The 14,370-nt window shown below is 60.6% G+C and carries 14 protein-coding genes; 10 read left to right on the forward strand and 4 right to left on the reverse strand.

Annotated elements, in window-relative coordinates; translation table 11 throughout:
• Positions 1 to 104 precede the first annotated feature (104 nt).
• From KHO33_RS11910 to KHO33_RS11935, 6 genes are read left to right on the forward strand one after another with little or no spacing between them, the layout of a single operon-like run.
• Positions 105 to 410, forward strand: a complete 306-nt coding sequence (locus KHO33_RS11910) for a (2Fe-2S)-binding protein (RefSeq protein WP_234480559.1) — start codon at positions 105 to 107, stop codon at positions 408 to 410.
• Complete coding sequence (locus KHO33_RS11915; protein WP_234480558.1) at positions 400 to 1,824, forward strand: NAD(P)/FAD-dependent oxidoreductase; 1,425 nt, start codon at positions 400 to 402, stop codon at positions 1,822 to 1,824. The genes KHO33_RS11910 and KHO33_RS11915 overlap by 11 nt, the downstream gene beginning before the upstream one ends.
• Positions 1,821 to 2,981, forward strand: a complete 1,161-nt coding sequence (locus tag KHO33_RS11920) for an NAD(P)/FAD-dependent oxidoreductase (protein WP_200565030.1) — start codon at positions 1,821 to 1,823, stop codon at positions 2,979 to 2,981. Before KHO33_RS11915 ends, KHO33_RS11920 begins: the two co-directional genes overlap by 4 nt.
• Positions 2,978 to 3,928 (forward strand): dihydrodipicolinate synthase family protein, encoded by a 951-nt coding sequence (locus KHO33_RS11925; protein WP_200565029.1) that lies wholly within the window; start codon positions 2,978 to 2,980, stop codon positions 3,926 to 3,928. The genes KHO33_RS11920 and KHO33_RS11925 overlap by 4 nt, the downstream gene beginning before the upstream one ends.
• Positions 3,925 to 5,346 carry a dihydropyrimidinase gene (hydA, locus tag KHO33_RS11930; RefSeq protein ID WP_200565028.1) on the forward strand — a complete coding sequence of 474 codons (1,422 nt, stop codon included), beginning with the start codon at positions 3,925 to 3,927 and terminating at the stop codon, positions 5,344 to 5,346. The genes KHO33_RS11925 and hydA overlap by 4 nt, the downstream gene beginning before the upstream one ends.
• 6 nt (positions 5,347 to 5,352) lie before the next feature.
• Positions 5,353 to 5,574 carry an FmdB family zinc ribbon protein gene (locus tag KHO33_RS11935; protein WP_200565027.1) on the forward strand — a complete coding sequence of 74 codons (222 nt, stop codon included), beginning with the start codon at positions 5,353 to 5,355 and terminating at the stop codon, positions 5,572 to 5,574.
• Positions 5,575 to 5,623: 49 nt separating this feature from the next.
• Here the strand turns inward: KHO33_RS11935 and KHO33_RS11940 are convergent, their stop codons facing one another.
• Together KHO33_RS11940 and KHO33_RS11945 are read right to left on the reverse strand one after the other, a co-directional pair.
• Positions 5,624 to 7,366 (reverse strand): thiamine pyrophosphate-binding protein, encoded by a 1,743-nt coding sequence (locus KHO33_RS11940; protein ID WP_200565026.1) that lies wholly within the window; start codon positions 7,364 to 7,366, stop codon positions 5,624 to 5,626.
• Positions 7,367 to 7,742: 376 nt separating this feature from the next.
• Entirely contained in the window at positions 7,743 to 9,479 is a 1,737-nt protein-coding gene (locus KHO33_RS11945; protein WP_200565025.1) for a methyl-accepting chemotaxis protein, read from the reverse strand.
• A 340-nt stretch (positions 9,480 to 9,819) separates the two neighbouring features.
• Here KHO33_RS11945 and KHO33_RS11950 point away from each other — a divergent pair, with 340 nt between their 5' ends.
• The 4 genes from KHO33_RS11950 to KHO33_RS11965 all read left to right on the forward strand — a co-directional run bounded on the left by KHO33_RS11950 (position 9,820) and on the right by KHO33_RS11965 (position 12,121).
• Entirely contained in the window at positions 9,820 to 10,827 is a 1,008-nt protein-coding gene (locus tag KHO33_RS11950) for a DnaJ C-terminal domain-containing protein (protein ID WP_200565024.1), read from the forward strand.
• A 93-nt stretch (positions 10,828 to 10,920) separates the two neighbouring features.
• On the forward strand, positions 10,921 to 11,292 hold the full coding sequence (locus tag KHO33_RS11955) for a VOC family protein (protein WP_054033448.1): 372 nt from the start codon (positions 10,921 to 10,923) through the stop codon (positions 11,290 to 11,292).
• An 80-nt stretch (positions 11,293 to 11,372) separates the two neighbouring features.
• Complete coding sequence (locus tag KHO33_RS11960; protein WP_054033446.1) at positions 11,373 to 11,738, forward strand: VOC family protein; 366 nt, start codon at positions 11,373 to 11,375, stop codon at positions 11,736 to 11,738.
• Positions 11,739 to 11,758: 20 nt separating this feature from the next.
• Positions 11,759 to 12,121 (forward strand): translation initiation factor Sui1, encoded by a 363-nt coding sequence (locus KHO33_RS11965; protein ID WP_054034216.1) that lies wholly within the window; start codon positions 11,759 to 11,761, stop codon positions 12,119 to 12,121.
• A gap of 71 nt (positions 12,122 to 12,192) precedes the next feature.
• Here KHO33_RS11965 and KHO33_RS11970 read toward each other — a convergent pair whose 3' ends face one another.
• Both KHO33_RS11970 and KHO33_RS11975 read right to left on the reverse strand, forming a co-directional pair.
• On the reverse strand, positions 12,193 to 13,080 hold the full coding sequence (locus KHO33_RS11970) for an SDR family oxidoreductase (RefSeq protein WP_200565023.1): 888 nt from the start codon (positions 13,078 to 13,080) through the stop codon (positions 12,193 to 12,195).
• Between the two features lie 147 nt (positions 13,081 to 13,227).
• Positions 13,228 to 14,337, reverse strand: coding sequence for a polyamine ABC transporter substrate-binding protein (locus KHO33_RS11975; RefSeq protein WP_200565022.1), 1,110 nt, complete (start codon positions 14,335 to 14,337; stop codon positions 13,228 to 13,230).
• Positions 14,338 to 14,370 lie beyond the last annotated feature (33 nt).

Genomic DNA, 14,370 nt, shown 5'->3' on the forward strand with positions numbered 1-14,370 from the left:
GGGCATCTTCAGGACCGCCTTTATTTTGGCCATTTTGCGTATACGAAACGTATACGATAAGATAAAAACATCGACGAAATTAGTTGTCAAGGGAGCCATGCCCCATGCTGGATGAGAAGACCATGCGCATCGAGAAGGCAGGCGGCGCGGCTACGGTGAGGTTTCTCTTCGACGGCCGGCCGGTGCGGGCGCGCCAGGGCGAAAGCGTGGCGGCAGCGCTGTTCGCCTCGGGTACGAAGACCTTACGGGCGAGTCCGTGCAATGGCGCGCCGCGCGGCATGTTCTGTTTGATGGGGTCTTGTCAGGAGTGTCTGGTCGTAGTCGATGGTTGCCGCGCGCTTGCATGCCGGACGACGGTCATTGAAGGAATGCGCGTCGACAAAGTACCGGAGATCGGCCTTGATATCTGAGTTCGATGTCCTTGTACTCGGCGGCGGCCCTGCCGGCGTGAACGCGGCGCTGGCTGCGTCGGCAGCAGGTCTCAAGGTCGCGCTGTTCGATGAGAATCTGGCGGCCGGCGGGCAGGTCTACCGCGCACCGGTCAGCGCCGCTGTTCCGTCGAGTGCGGATCAGCAAGCGGGCGACGCGCTACGGCGCGAACTCGCTGAAAGTAAGGTCACCACCTACTTCGATTACGTGGTCTGGGCGGTCACCGCCGACTATCGCGTCGACGCCGTGGGTCCGGCCGGCCCTGTGCATTGCATTGGGCGCGCGCTGATCATCGCAGCGGGAACCACGGAACGTGTCGTGCCCTTCGACGGGTGGACCACGCCCGGCGTTATCGGGCTGGCCGCCGCAACGATCCTCCTCAAATCGCAAGCCATTCTGCCGGGCTGCTCGACATTAGTCGCAGGTTGCGGGCCGTTGCTTGCGGCCGTCGCCGCGAAGACGATAGAAAGCGGTGGCAAGGTCGAAGCAATTGCGGATATCGCGGGCCTCGGCGACTGGGTCCGCGCGCTCCCCGCCATGGTGTCGCGCCCCGATCTGATGCGCGAGGGTTTCCGCTGGTGGCGCGAGATTCGCCACGCAGGCGTGCCGATTCATGCGCGGCACACGATAGTCAAAGTCGAGCCCGCCGGCGATCGGCTGCGTGCGACTCTGGCGCCGTGTGACGCAGCAGGCCGGCCCGTCTCCGGAGAACACCGCAGCGTGGTCGCGGACTGCATCGCCGTCGGTCATGGGCTGACCCCGTCAACTGAAATCACGCGTCTCCTGCGGGCGGAGCATCGGTACTCGCGGCAGGCGGGAGGATGGATCGCCATCACCGACGAGAACTGCCGCACCTCGCGCCCGCGGCTCTACGTGGCGGGCGATGGCGCAGGCATCGCTGGCGCGGCCGCGGCGAGCCATCATGGCACGCTCGCAGGACTCGCCTGCGCCATCGAGCTTGGCGGCACGGACGTCGCCGGGCTCCGGTCGCGACTGTCATCTGTGCGTCGGGCGCATCTCAAGGCGGCGCGCTTCGGTCGTTCGATGGCGCAATTGATGGCGCTACGAATCGGACATACCGACGGCATTGGGCCGCAAACCATCGTGTGTCGATGCGAAGACGTGACGCGCGCCGAGATTGATGCCGCCTGCGACGCCGGCGCGCACGACGTGAACCAGCTCAAGGCATGGACGCGCTGCGGCATGGGACCGTGCCAGGGGCGCACATGCGGAGACGTGACGGCGGAACTGCTTGCGGCACGCGCATGCGGCGGCTCGCGCGAACGCGCGGGCTGTTTTTCTGCCCGCACGCCGTTGCGGCCCGTGACGGTTGAAGCGCTGACCGGCGAGTTCAGCTACGACGACATTCCGATCCCGAAGGCTGCGCCGCTATGAGCCAGCCGACGACAACCGCATTCGATGTCGCCGTGCTTGGCGGCGGTGTGATGGGATGCACCACCGCACTATTTCTGGCGCGAGCCGGCATGCGAGTGGCGGTGATTGAACGCGATGCGCTGTGCCGTGGCGCGTCGGGCGTCAACGCCGGCACGCTGACGCTGCATATGACGCGTGCCGCGCTCGTTCCCTACGCGATCCGCGCGTGGAAAATGTGGATGAACACCGACACTTGGCTAGGCCACGGCGTGCTTGCGACGTCGGCGCCTGGCCTCTCGCTCGCCTTCACCGAATCCGAGAAAGTGCTGCTGCAGCAACGCGCGGCGGCGAGGCGCGAGTACGGCGCGCAGATCGATCTGCTCGACCGGGATGCCGCGCTCGCCGTCGAGCCAGGCCTGAATCCCGCAATGCTGCAAGCCGCGTACTGTGCAACCGATGGCTTCGCCAGCGCCTATCTCACGGGCCGTGCTTTCCATGCGGCATTGCGCGAAGCGGGTGTACACATTTTCGAGCAGACACCGGTCACGCGCATCGAGCGCGTCGCGGGGATGTATCAGGTGTACGGCCCGGACGACGCCATCCGTATCGACGCGACGCGTCTGGTGATGGCGGGCGGCGTGTGGCTGGAACCCCTGCTCGCGATGCTCGGCATCCGCATCCCCGTCAAGACGCTCGTCAACCAGTTGATCGTCACTGAACGCATGCCGCCCGTGATGAAATCGGTGCTGAGCATCGCGAACGGGCTGCTGTCGATGAAGCAGTTCGCCAACGGCAGTGTCCTGATAGGCGGTGGCTGGCAAGGCATCGGCGATCGCGAGCGGGGTGGCGTGGAAACCGTGCCGGACAACCTGATCGGCAATCTCCGGCTCGCGCAGCATGTGATCCCCGCGCTCGCCAAAGCGCGCGTGGCCCGCATCTGGCTCGGCCTCGAAGCCGAAACCGCCGACGCCATGCCGATGATCGGTGCGCTCCCCGGTTCCCCCGATGCGTGGGTAATCGGTTGTGTGCATTCCGGTTACACCAGCGGTCCCTACATGGGCAAGCTGCTTGCTCAGGCCATGCTCGGCGAAGAACCCGAGTTACCCCTGTTCGATCCGGCGCGGCTCGTCGTGAATGACGATGCGCCCGCCCAACTTCATCGGGAAAAGACAGAATGATCCCTACGCATGCCGACCCATTCAACGGCATCTATGCCGCTACGCTATGCCCCCTCGACGCGGATGGGCGACACCTGGACGAAGCGGCGCTCGAGCGGCATATCGAAACGGTGGCGAGCGTCGACGGCATTGTCGGGCTTCTGGTGAACGGCCATGCCGGCGAGAACTTCACGCTCTCGGCGGCAGACAAGCGACGCGTCGTGGAAATTGCGCATGCCGTCTGCGGCGACCGCTCGATCATCGTGGCCGGTGTGAATGCCGAGGACAGTTATGAAGCGCAGGCCCACGCAAACGACGCAAGACAGGCTGGCGCCGATGCCATGCTGCTGTTTCCGCCATTCTCATGGGCGCTGTCGACCGATCTCGACACCGTACTGACGCATCACCGCATCGCCAACGCCGAGGCCCGCCTGCCGATGATGCTTTACCAGGCCGGCGTCGCCACGGGCGGCATGGCCTACACGCCGCAGATGCTTGCCGCGCTCGTCGGCTTGCCCGAGGTCGTGGCGATAAAGGAAGGCAGTTGGGAGACGGCCGCGTACGAAGCAAACCGCCGGCTCGTTAAATCGATCGCACCGCATGTGGCCGTGATGGCATCCGGCGACGAACACCTGTTCACCTGTTTTGCGATCGGCACCGAAGGCAGCCTCGTCAGCCTTGCGGCTGTGGTGCCCGAACTGGTCGTGGCACTGTATCGCGCTATCGAACACGGTGATCTCTGCCGCGCGCAGCAGCTTCACGAGCGCATCTATCCGCTTGCGAAGGCTATCTACGGAACCGCGCCGGCCTCGTACGCCAATGCGCGCCTGAAAGCCTGCCTGCACTTGCTGGGCCATTTTCCGCATCCGTCGATGCGCCCACCGATCCCACTGCTTTCCCATGCAGAGCTGATGCGTCTCGAAGACGCGCTCGCTATCGCAACCGACACTCAACGGAGTGGTTTATGAGTTCGACCCCAACCCTCATCAAAGGCGGCCGCATCATTACGGCCGTTGACGACTACGTCGCCGACATTCTTGTGGAAGGCGAGCGCATCGTCAGCATCGGACTGAATCTCGACGGAGGACCGGATGCACGGGTGATCGACGCGGCAGGACTGCTGGTGTTTCCGGGCGGCGTCGATTGCCATACGCACATGGAGAACACCTTCGGGGCCTCGGTGACCTGCGACAACTTTGCGTCGGGCACACGCTCGGCCGCCTTCGGCGGAACGACGACGATCATCGACTTCGCGTTGCAAACCGCCGGCACGAGTCCACTCGACGCGATCTCGCGGGCGCAATCGAAAGCCGCATCGGCCGCGAGCATCGACTACGGTTTTCATGTGATCGTGACGCAGGTAGACGAGCGCGTGCTCGGCGACATGCAATACGCGATCCGTCACGAAGGTGTCTCGAGCTTCAAGATGTTCATGGCCTATCCCGGCACGGTCATGTCGGACGACGCCGCGATTTTTCAGGCGATGCGGATGGTCGGCCAGCACGGCGGCATGATCGCGTTGCATGCCGAGAACGGCACGGTCATCGACCTGCTGATTCGCGAGGCGCTCGCGCAAGGCCATACCGCGCCGCGTTATCACGCGCTGACGCGGCCCGCGATCATGGAGGGCGAAGCGACGCATCGCGGCATCAAGCTCGCCGAACTCGCCGAAGCGCCGGTCTATTTCGTACACCTTTCGGCGAAAGAGGCACTGAAGCATGTGATCGAAGCGCGCGACCTGGGCATTCCGGTGTTTGCGGAGACTTGTCCACACTATCTTTTCTTCGATGAATCTGCATACGCCGACGACAGCTTCGAGCTCGCGCGTTACGTGATGAGTCCGCCACTGCGCTCGAAGGAAGCGCAGAACGCGCTCTGGACCGCGCTCAAGACCGACGATCTGCAACTGATCTCGACCGATCACTGCCCGTATTGCATGAAGGAGGGGCACCGCGGCAACGTCAACCAGAAGCCGCTTGGACGCGACGATTTTTCGAAGATCCCGAACGGCGTGCCTGGTGTCGAAACGCGCATGACGGTGGTCTACGACGGTGGCGTTCGCGGCGGCCGCATTTCGCTGAATCGCTTTGTCGAATTGATGTCGACTGCGCCAGCAAAGCTCTTCGGCCTGTTCCCGAAGAAGGGAACGTTAGCGATCGGCAGCGACGCCGACATCGTCCTGTTCGATCCGAACGAGTCGCACATGATCAGTGCGGACACGCAACACGGCGATTGCGACTTTACGTTGTTCGAAGGCCACGCAGTCACGGGCCGGGTGAAGAAAGTGCTGCTACGGGGGGAGTTGCTGATCGACAACGGCGACTGGGTCGGACGGACCGGTCAGGGGCAGTTTGTCTCCCGCGGCGAACTCGGCGGTCACTGGTAGAGCGTCATGCCCATCTATGAATATGCCTGCGACGCATGCGGGACGTTCGATTCGATCCGCCCGGTTGCGAGGCGAGATGAGAGAACGCCGTGCCCGGAGTGCGGCCTGCTGTCGGCGCGCATCGCCAGCGGTGCGACGGTGTTGCTGGCGCAGCGCGGCGAGACCATGCCGACGGAAGAAGGGGCTTATGGCTTCAGGCATCAAGGTGGCTGCGGTTGCTGTCGCTAGAAAACTGACACGACTGCGCAAACCACCGTTGCACCTTGATAGCTGCTGTTCAAGCCGCACATTCCGCGTAGTACCGATTCGGTGCCGGAAAGACGCCGGTCATCACTTCGATCAGGAATGGACCGTTAAGCTGTGACGCTTCGCTCAGCGCATCTGCCAGATCATCGAGGTGCTCGACCCTGCGCGACGCGACACCAAGCGAAGCGGCAAAAGCGGCCCAGTCATGACTCGGCAGCTCGCTGAACTGCGCCGGAATAGAGCCATTGCTGATTGCGTCGATATGGACCGCGCCATGCGCAGCGTTGTTCAACACGACATAAAGCACCTTTACGCCGTATCGGGCTGCGGTCTGGATTTCCATGCCGTGCATCAGCATGCATCCGTCTCCGGTCACGACGACACACGGACGCTCCGGCGCCGCAAGCTTGACGCCGATCCCGGCGGCGACTGCCCAACCCATCGGCGCAAGGGAGCTGGATGAGAAATAGTTGCCAATGCCCGATGAGAGCCAGTAGTGAGCCATGAATATCCGGTGGGCGCCGGAATCCACGACAACGTTTGCATCCTTGGGCAGGAGTTGACACAGTTGCTTGACGACGTCGCCTGTATAGAGCGCTTGATCGCCATCTGAACCCCGCACGCCGGGTTGCTCGAACTTATAGTCGTACAGAGGAGTTTCGTTGACCTCGGCGACCCACGCTTTTCTTCTTTCCAACACCGTGTGAAAGTCGGCGGTCCGGTCCGTGTCCATCTGGGACAGCAAGCGGAATGTGGCGCCAATCCCGGAGAAAACTCTGCCGCGCGCGACATGCCCCGTCGCGGGTGCGTCGAAGCTGTCGTCGAAGATGATCAGTTCCTTCCAGGCAGAGAGCTTCTCCGTCCAGTTCATGCTGTCGCGTTGATTCAGATCGCTGCCGAATACGACGAGGACGTCGAGCTCGTCCGAGTTGATGACGCGAACGGCCCGCGAGTGGCCCGAGAATCCGTACACGCCGAGCGAGAGGACATGATCCTCAGGAAACGCACCCTTTCCCGATAGCGTGGTCGCAACAGGAATGCAGAATTTTTCGGCCACGTCGAGCAGGACCTTCGCGGTTTCCGGGTCGTTGCCGCGGCTGCCGATCAGGAAAGCGACCCTCTTCGATTTCAGCAGATACCGATTGCACAAGGCCTCCAACGCAGCGCGGTTCGCGGGGACCTCGCAGGCGTTGAACTCGTCATGATCGTACGGTTGCCGTGATGCGTTGTGGCCGGGTAGCACTTCCTGCCGTTGAACGTCGACAGGGATGCTCACGAACGACTGCGCTCGACGCATCCAGTTCAAACCGTCTGTCGCGCGACGCATCTCGGCCTGAAGATTGTCCTTGTTCTTCAGTTCAACGACATTTTCGACCAGGCTCCTCACCACGCCGCTTTCGAAAATGCCACTCATCGTAGCGTCCTGGAACGCGCCTTTGCCTTCCGCACGCGACGAAACCCCTCCGGCGATATAGAGCATGGGAATCCGGTCGGCGTGAGCGGCCGCCATACCGGGCACGAAATTCATGGTGCCTGGTCCGGAGATTCCCACGCATACGCCGAATTTCCGGCTGGCCCGCGCATAACCGTCGGCCATGAAAGCACTGCTGGTCTCATGCGCGCAAACAATTCCGCGAATCGATGGCGACTTGTCGATTGCATCCAGCAGGGGGTAGATCATCTTCCCCGGCACGAGGAAGACGTGGTCGATTTTCGCGACTTCCAACGACTTCACGACCGTTGTCGATACATTGAGAGGAGCGTGTGATTCCATATTTTTTGAGTACGATCCGAGTAGAAACCAATAATCGGATCTCGCTATCCCTCATCCGGATGTCGCGCGTGGCCCTCGAAAGAGCAACGTGACGAAGCCGGCGGCACAACGCCGGTATGTGGAGACAGCGAGACGGCCCTGAACGCGTTGCACACCGGCTGCAATCGCGTCCCGTGCTGCTTCATCAAGCCCGTCTGAAATGGGCCCGTGTCTCCATCCGTGAGTACTCTTTCTCGGTTACGACGTCGCTCGCATGCGCTGCCTCGATGGCTGAGGCGAGGGCTGCGAGGTGTTATCGGCCGTGCGGTGCGCGTGAATCGCGAACCTCGGTCCGTTCGACTACAGGTTGTCGTCCAGCTTGAATGCGTTGCCCCGTTCAGAATGTCTGCCAATCGGCAGCTTCATTTGCACTGGTCGCGGCCGCGGTGCTTCCGCCGCTTGTTAAACGTGGCGTCGCCGCGGGCTTTGCCAACCTTGCAGTGGCCGCTGCGTGCGGCTTTCGATGCGGTTCCTTCCGGGCGGTGTTCACCGGTGACGCAGATACGCGCTTGACGTCGATCTTGAAGAAGGCTACCGCTGCACGCAGGCTTTGCGCCTGCTGCGCCATCGACTGGGCCGCCGCCGAAGCTTCTTCCACCAACGCGGCATTCTGCTGGGTGACCTGGTCCATCTGGTTGACTGCCTGATTGACCTGTTCGATGCCGGTGCTCTGTTCTTGCGACGCCGATGAGATTTCGCCCACGATATCGGTGACACGCTTCACCGACCCAACGATCTCATTGATCGTGCCGCCCGCCTGCTCGACAAGAGCCGAGCCCACCTCCACCCGGTTGACCGAATCCGCGATCAAGTCCTTGATTTCCTTTGCGGCGCTGGCACTGCGCTGCGCGAGCGCACGCACTTCACCGGCCACGACAGCGAAGCCGCGACCCTGTTCGCCGGCACGAGCCGCCTCGACTGCCGCGTTGAGCGCGAGGATGTTGGTCTGGAAGGCAATACCCTCGATCACACTGATGATCTCGGACATTTTGGTCGAGCTCGCGGAGATATCGCGCATCGTTTCGACCACCTGTCCGACGACCTCGCCGCCTTGCTGGGCGATGCCGGAGGCCGTACCGGCGAGCGTTGCTGCCTGCTTCGCGTTGTCCGTGTTGTGACGGACCGCAGCGGTCAGTTCTTCGATGCTCGAGGCGGTTTCTTCGAGCGATGCTGCCTGCTCCTCTGTGCGGCTCGACAGATCCAGATTCCCTTGTGCGATCTGCGAACTCGCCGTCGCCACGCCTTCGGCGTTTTCGCGGACTTCCGCCACGACCTGAGCCAGCGCATCACGCATTGCCTTTAGCGATGCCATGAGGCTGGTCGTGTCGCCGGGCCGGAGGTCGATGCTTACGCTGAGATCGCCGGCTGCCACGCTTCTGGCGAGGTCGGCGGCTGTTGCCGGCTCAGTGCCCAGTTGCCGTGTCAGACTGCGCGCCATCCAGACGCCGATTCCCCAACCGATCAACACGGACAGGACCACCAGAACAAGCATCAGATTGCGGCCGTCCTCGTAGACCTTGTCGTTAGATCCGGCCGTCGCTTGGGCGTCGCTCTGTTTCACATTGACCAGCGTGCCCATCAGGACCAGGGTCTTGAAACCCTTCTCATGGTATTCGCCCAACAGATAGGCAGTCAGGGCAGCTTGATCCTGTAGCCCGGCGGCGTTAATCCGGCCTTTCATTTCATCGAAGGCCTGTATGTAGTCGTGCCAGCCCTGATCCAGCTCGGCGAAGGTCGCCTTCCCTTTATCGGTGTAGACGAGGGGCTCGGCTTGATTGAGGTGCTCGCGCGCCGAAGCCAGGGCTTTTTCAGCCTGGCCTAGCGAGGCGGTCCGCTGCTCGGCAGTGGCGGCCAGAATGGCGTTGCGTAGATAGGTACCGACTCTCAGCACATCGGCGTTTGCTTGCTGGATCTGGTTAAGCCCCACGAGATCCATTCGATAGGTCGTGTCTGCGTTTGCGCTGATCTGTCCCATGCTGCGGACGCCGATCACACTGACGATGGCACTGATGACTGATACGAGGATGAAGGCGCTGATTAGTTTGGCGCCGAGCTTCATATTGCCGATATTCATAGCTTGCTTCGTCAACGTGAAAAAAATTGGAACAAAGAAATAGATCCGACAACGCTCGCGCGTCGCCGGATAGTCGGCAATGCCGTCCGGGGATGCGGCAAGTGCTCCATGTATTCAGTTAACGGCAGGCACAATCTATTCTTCATACCAATTATCGTTTACGCGCAAATTCTTTGTATTTTTATACTTTCAAGTTATTACTTTGTAAGGTTGGCGCGAAGACGACGGTCGCAGGTTCAGCGACTGAACCCGGCAGATGAGATGACGTTTCGACAACTGGCAGTCCTTGCGTCGCGTCTTGATAGACTTGCGCGTACAGAAAGAAATGCGGGGGAAGTGCGTGAGTCTTGACGAATACTATGGGCGGCTGAAGTTGCCGGGCACCGCGTCGCCGGCAGACGTCAAGCGCGCGTACCGACGGCTAAGAGCGAAGTACCACCCCGATCGCAACAAGGGGCGCGAATCGACAGTCGAGCCGGTGTTCAAGCGCATTCAGGAGGCGTTCGAGATCCTGACCGGCAAGCGTGAGCCGCCCGTCTTCAATCCGATGGCGGCATCGACCGAGCGCCGCGACGAGCCAGCCCACTCACGCGAACACCGCAGCCCGCCGCCGATGCGCGGTGCGAACTGCCTGATCGAACTTTTCGTGCCGCTCGAAGCCGCGATCCACGGCGGCGAGGTCGAAGCGAGCTATGCGGTGAGGGGACCGTGTCACCCATGTCAAGAAAGAGGCGCCCAGTGCGCGAACTGCAACGGCAGTGGTCTGTCGGTCTCGGGTACGCACTGCACCGCCTGTGGAGGGACCGGTCGCCCGCCAGCGAGTGAGCGGTGTCAAGCGTGTCTCGGCACGGGTATCAGAACCTGGCGGAAGTCCGAGACAGTGAAGGTTCCAGCGGGTGTGTGGGACGGCCAGCGTCTTGTCGTCGAAGGTGGCGGGCATCCCGGGCCGAATGGCGGTCCACCGGGCGACGCGATCTTCTCGATCGTGATTGTGTGCGGCGCGGCCTTTCGTCGAGACGGCCTGAACCTCGCAAGCGAGATTCAGGTTGATTTCGTGACCGCCACGCTCGGCGGTAACTTCGAAGCGCAGATCCTCGGCCGCGCCCACCAGATGACGATTCCGCCGAATGCGCAACAGGGCAGCACGATCCGTCTGCGCGGCCATGGACTCACGGACCGCAACGGCTCGCGCGGTGACCTGACGCTGCAATTGGTGCTCGCGATGCCGGCTGCGGCGTCACATCTCACCGACGACGAACGACAACGGCTGCGTGAGATGTTTGCGGACGCCGGGCGTCGAGCAATGCAGGTAATCACAGCGGCCGCGCCAAACGGCGTGCCGTCATAGCTGGACAATCAGCGCTGCTCTGGCGCACCGAATACGAACAGCAGCATGCTGCCAAAGCTCAAGATCCGTCGCACAACATATTCGGAGAATCCAATGTCCGTATCCATGACGAGGTTGATGCTGTATGTCCGCGATGTTGCACTGCTGAAATCGTTCTATCAGACACATTTCGACCTTGCTGTCACGGAAGAAATTGAAGGCGAATGGGTTGTGCTAAAGGCGGGCGAGGTCGAGATTGCCCTGCATCGTATCGGCGAGCCTTACCGCGACCGACCAGCAGGCGCCAACACCTCGAATTCCAAAATCGTTTTCTCGGTGCTATCGGGATTGCCAGAGTTGCGCGAGAAACTTGTGAATGCCGGTGTGCCGATGCGCAACCTGAAGCGCTACGACGGCTTCGCCCAACTGATGTGTGACGGCGAGGATCCGGAAGGGAATGTGTTCCAGCTTTCGCAAGCGGACTGATATCGCGGCGTGTCAGGTGCGGTCCGATTGCTTGCGATTTTTGCACTGCGCGATAGCTTACAAAAATAGTCGAGGGAAAGATGGGTCCGTCTCTAAACCGGATATTGCTGTATGCAAAAGATGTGAAAAAAACCTGCACGTTCTACGAACGATACTTCAGTTTCGCCTACAAGTTCGATGACGACGATCGTATTGCCGAACTCGTATCGCCGCACGGAGGCGTCATCATCATGGTGCATCAAGCCGCGAAGGGAGTAAGGTCAGGGCAAGCTACGGTGAAGTTGGTGTTCGACATCGACGACGTCGAAGGCTTCAAGAACAAATGCGCGAGAGGCGGTCTTGAATTTGGCGCAACCCATCAAGCGAATGGCTACAGTTTTGCCAATGCGAAAGACCCAGACGGGAACTCCATATCTATTTCGAGCCGCAGTTTCGCAGCAAAGTAGTGACTTTGAATAAACCAATCATGAAACATAGTTCAAAAGGTGGCCTTGTCTATTCCACCGATGGCGGACAGATGTGTCCCGAATGCAGAAAGGCGCTCGCGGAATGTATCTGCAAGGCAGTTGCCAGGGCATTGCCGGTGGGCGATGGCGTGGTGCGGGTGTCACGCGAGACCAAGGGCCGGGGCGGGAAAAGCGTAACGATCGTTAAAGGGTTGGCGCTCGATCCTCTTGCTTTGGCCGTGTTAGGCAAGCAATTGCGCACGGCCTGCGGTTCTGGTGGAACGGTCAAGGACGGCGTGATTGAAGTGCAGGGTGATCATTGCGAGCGAGTCATCGAAGCGCTCAAGAAGTACGGACACAGCGCGAAGCGCGCCGGGGGTTAATCGCTTCAGTGAGAGTTAACGCCCCGGTGCAGATCGATTCTGCTTCGCTTCGTGCCACTCAACAAAGGTGACTAAACATACTGCGCTTCGTTGAGATCGGCGATGAGCGTCGGCCCGGTTGGATGCCAGTCCAGCCGAGCTTGAGTCTGAACACTGGAAGCCGGCATATCCAATCCGATGAACATTGCCATCCATCCAAAATGCGCCGCTGCTTCATCCGGGTTGATCGAAACGACGGGCAATTTCAGACCCCGACCAAGCGCCTCGGCGATTTCTCGGCTACTGATCCCTTCTTCGCCGACCGCATGATATCGAGCCCCCTGTTGGCGCTCTTCTACGGCGAGCCGATAGAGATGCGCCACATCGGAGAGATGGCCGGCCGGCCAGCGGTTACGACCCTCGCCCACGAAAGCAGAGACGCCTTTCTCCCGAGCGATAGCAACGAGCGGCGAGATGAGTCCCTGCTTGAACGGGTTGTGAACCTGAGGTAGACGTACCACCGACACGTTGACACCCGCCTCCAGGAGAGCATTCCCAGCCAGCTCAGATGCGATCCGCGGATTGGGATGACTGACATTAAAGACATCCTCGGTCGCCAGTTGACCATGCTCACCGCTACCCATGCCGGTCCCGGAGGTGATGATTAAAGGGCGGTCAGAGCCAGCGAGCGCCGAACCGAGTGCCGCAATCGCACGCTTGTCCTTTTCGCAGTTCTCCACGAATCTTGAGAAATCGTGATCGAACGCCGTGTGAATAGCGGCATCTGCTTTTGCGGCGCCGCTGCGCAGGCTCTTCGCATCCTCCAGGGTTCCGCGATGCACCTCCGCCCCTGCATCGATAAGCGCTTGCGCTCCCGCGTCCGAACGCGTCATGCCGATCACGTGATGGCCAGCGTTGATGAGTTCGGGAACGATGGCCGCGCCGATGAAACCTGTCGCGCCCGTCAGAAAGATACGCATAGTGAAACCTCCGTGATTGTCACTGCGACTATCTGACCATTTCCCGTTCTGTTGAAGTGGTGACGTCATCCTATGAAAAGAACTAACAGGATGCCGATGTCGGCCGGTCAATCCAACGCTGACGCAATACGTCGACCCGCCTCAACCTCAGCGCCCGGCCTTAAGCTGTGTCCACAGCCTGTTTTCAAGGCGCAGGATATCGGCCGGCAAAGGCAATGACAGCGTGAGCGATTTCATCTTTTCTCCGCGAGGATAAACCGCTTCATTCTCGAGGATCGCCGGCTTCACATAGGCACGGGCCGAAGCATTAGCGTTCGGATAGAAAACCTGATTGGTGATCGCCGCGCTCACCTTCGGCTGAAGAATGTAATTGATCCATTGCATTGCAGCTTCCGGGTGCGGCGCGTCTTTGGGAACACCCATCAGGTCGAACCACAACACCCCATCGCCCTTAGGAATGACGTAGCGAATCTCATACGAGCGATGCGCCTCTTCTGCACGCCGCTTCGCTATCCCGACGTCGCCCGACCACGCTAGCGCGATGCAGACATCGTTATTGGCGAGATCGTTGATGTAGCCGGACGAATTGAACTGGGTGATGTACGGGCGAATCGTTTTGAGCAGCTTGAACACTTCCTGATAATCAGCGGGGTTCTTGCTGTTGGGATCCTTATGCAGGTAGATCAACCCAACCGAGAACGCATCCTCGGCGGAGTCGAGCACGGAAACGCCGCAGGTTTTCAGCTTCGATACGTATTGCGGATCGAACAGCAGGTCCCAGCTATCGTAGGGGGCATCCTTGCCTAATATCTGCGTTACCTTCGTGACGTTGTAACCAATGCCGTCTGTTCCCCATGACCATGGCACGGTGTATTGATTGCCCGGATCGGCCGACGCAAGCATCTTCATGAGCACGGGATCCAGATTGGCCAGGTTTGGAATCTTGCTCTTGTCGAGCTTCCGATAGACCCCCGCTTCGATCTGCTTGCCGGCGTAGCTGGATGACGGCACGACAACGTCATAGCCCGATGACCCGCTTAGCAACTTTGCCTGCAAGGTGTCGTCGCCGTCATAGACGTCGTAGCGCGTGTGAATGCCGGTTTCCTTTTCGAATCCCGAGATGGTGTCGTCGGCGATATTATCCGACCAGTTGTAGACATTCAGCTCTTCGGCTTGAGCATGATTTGCGGTCGCGGCCAGTATCCCCGCAGTTGCGAGGATTCCAGTGACGACAGTGATGAGATGGCGGGGTGTCATATCAGCCTTTCGGTTTTAATGAAGGAACTCATG

Source organism: Paraburkholderia nemoris (assembly GCF_905221015.1).
Lineage (GTDB): Bacteria > Pseudomonadota > Gammaproteobacteria > Burkholderiales > Burkholderiaceae > Paraburkholderia > Paraburkholderia nemoris.

What these genes read in the sequence shown, in the direction of transcription:
- KHO33_RS11910 (WP_234480559.1), top strand. Translation starts at nt 105, where the DNA reads ATGCTGGATGAGAAGACCATGCGCATCGAGAAGGCAGGCGGCGCGGCT.
- KHO33_RS11920 (WP_200565030.1), top strand. Translation starts at nt 1,821, where the DNA reads ATGAGCCAGCCGACGACAACCGCATTCGATGTCGCCGTGCTTGGCGGC.
- KHO33_RS11925 (WP_200565029.1), top strand. Translation starts at nt 2,978, where the DNA reads ATGATCCCTACGCATGCCGACCCATTCAACGGCATCTATGCCGCTACG.
- hydA (WP_200565028.1), top strand. Translation starts at nt 3,925, where the DNA reads ATGAGTTCGACCCCAACCCTCATCAAAGGCGGCCGCATCATTACGGCC.
- KHO33_RS11935 (WP_200565027.1), top strand. Translation starts at nt 5,353, where the DNA reads ATGCCCATCTATGAATATGCCTGCGACGCATGCGGGACGTTCGATTCG.
- KHO33_RS11940 (WP_200565026.1), bottom strand. Translation starts at nt 7,366, where the DNA reads ATGGAATCACACGCTCCTCTCAATGTATCGACAACGGTCGTGAAGTCG.
- KHO33_RS11945 (WP_200565025.1), bottom strand. Translation starts at nt 9,479, where the DNA reads ATGAATATCGGCAATATGAAGCTCGGCGCCAAACTAATCAGCGCCTTC.
- KHO33_RS11955 (WP_054033448.1), top strand. Translation starts at nt 10,921, where the DNA reads ATGTCCGTATCCATGACGAGGTTGATGCTGTATGTCCGCGATGTTGCA.
- KHO33_RS11960 (WP_054033446.1), top strand. Translation starts at nt 11,373, where the DNA reads ATGGGTCCGTCTCTAAACCGGATATTGCTGTATGCAAAAGATGTGAAA.
- KHO33_RS11965 (WP_054034216.1), top strand. Translation starts at nt 11,759, where the DNA reads ATGAAACATAGTTCAAAAGGTGGCCTTGTCTATTCCACCGATGGCGGA.
- KHO33_RS11970 (WP_200565023.1), bottom strand. Translation starts at nt 13,080, where the DNA reads ATGCGTATCTTTCTGACGGGCGCGACAGGTTTCATCGGCGCGGCCATC.
- KHO33_RS11975 (WP_200565022.1), bottom strand. Translation starts at nt 14,337, where the DNA reads ATGACACCCCGCCATCTCATCACTGTCGTCACTGGAATCCTCGCAACT.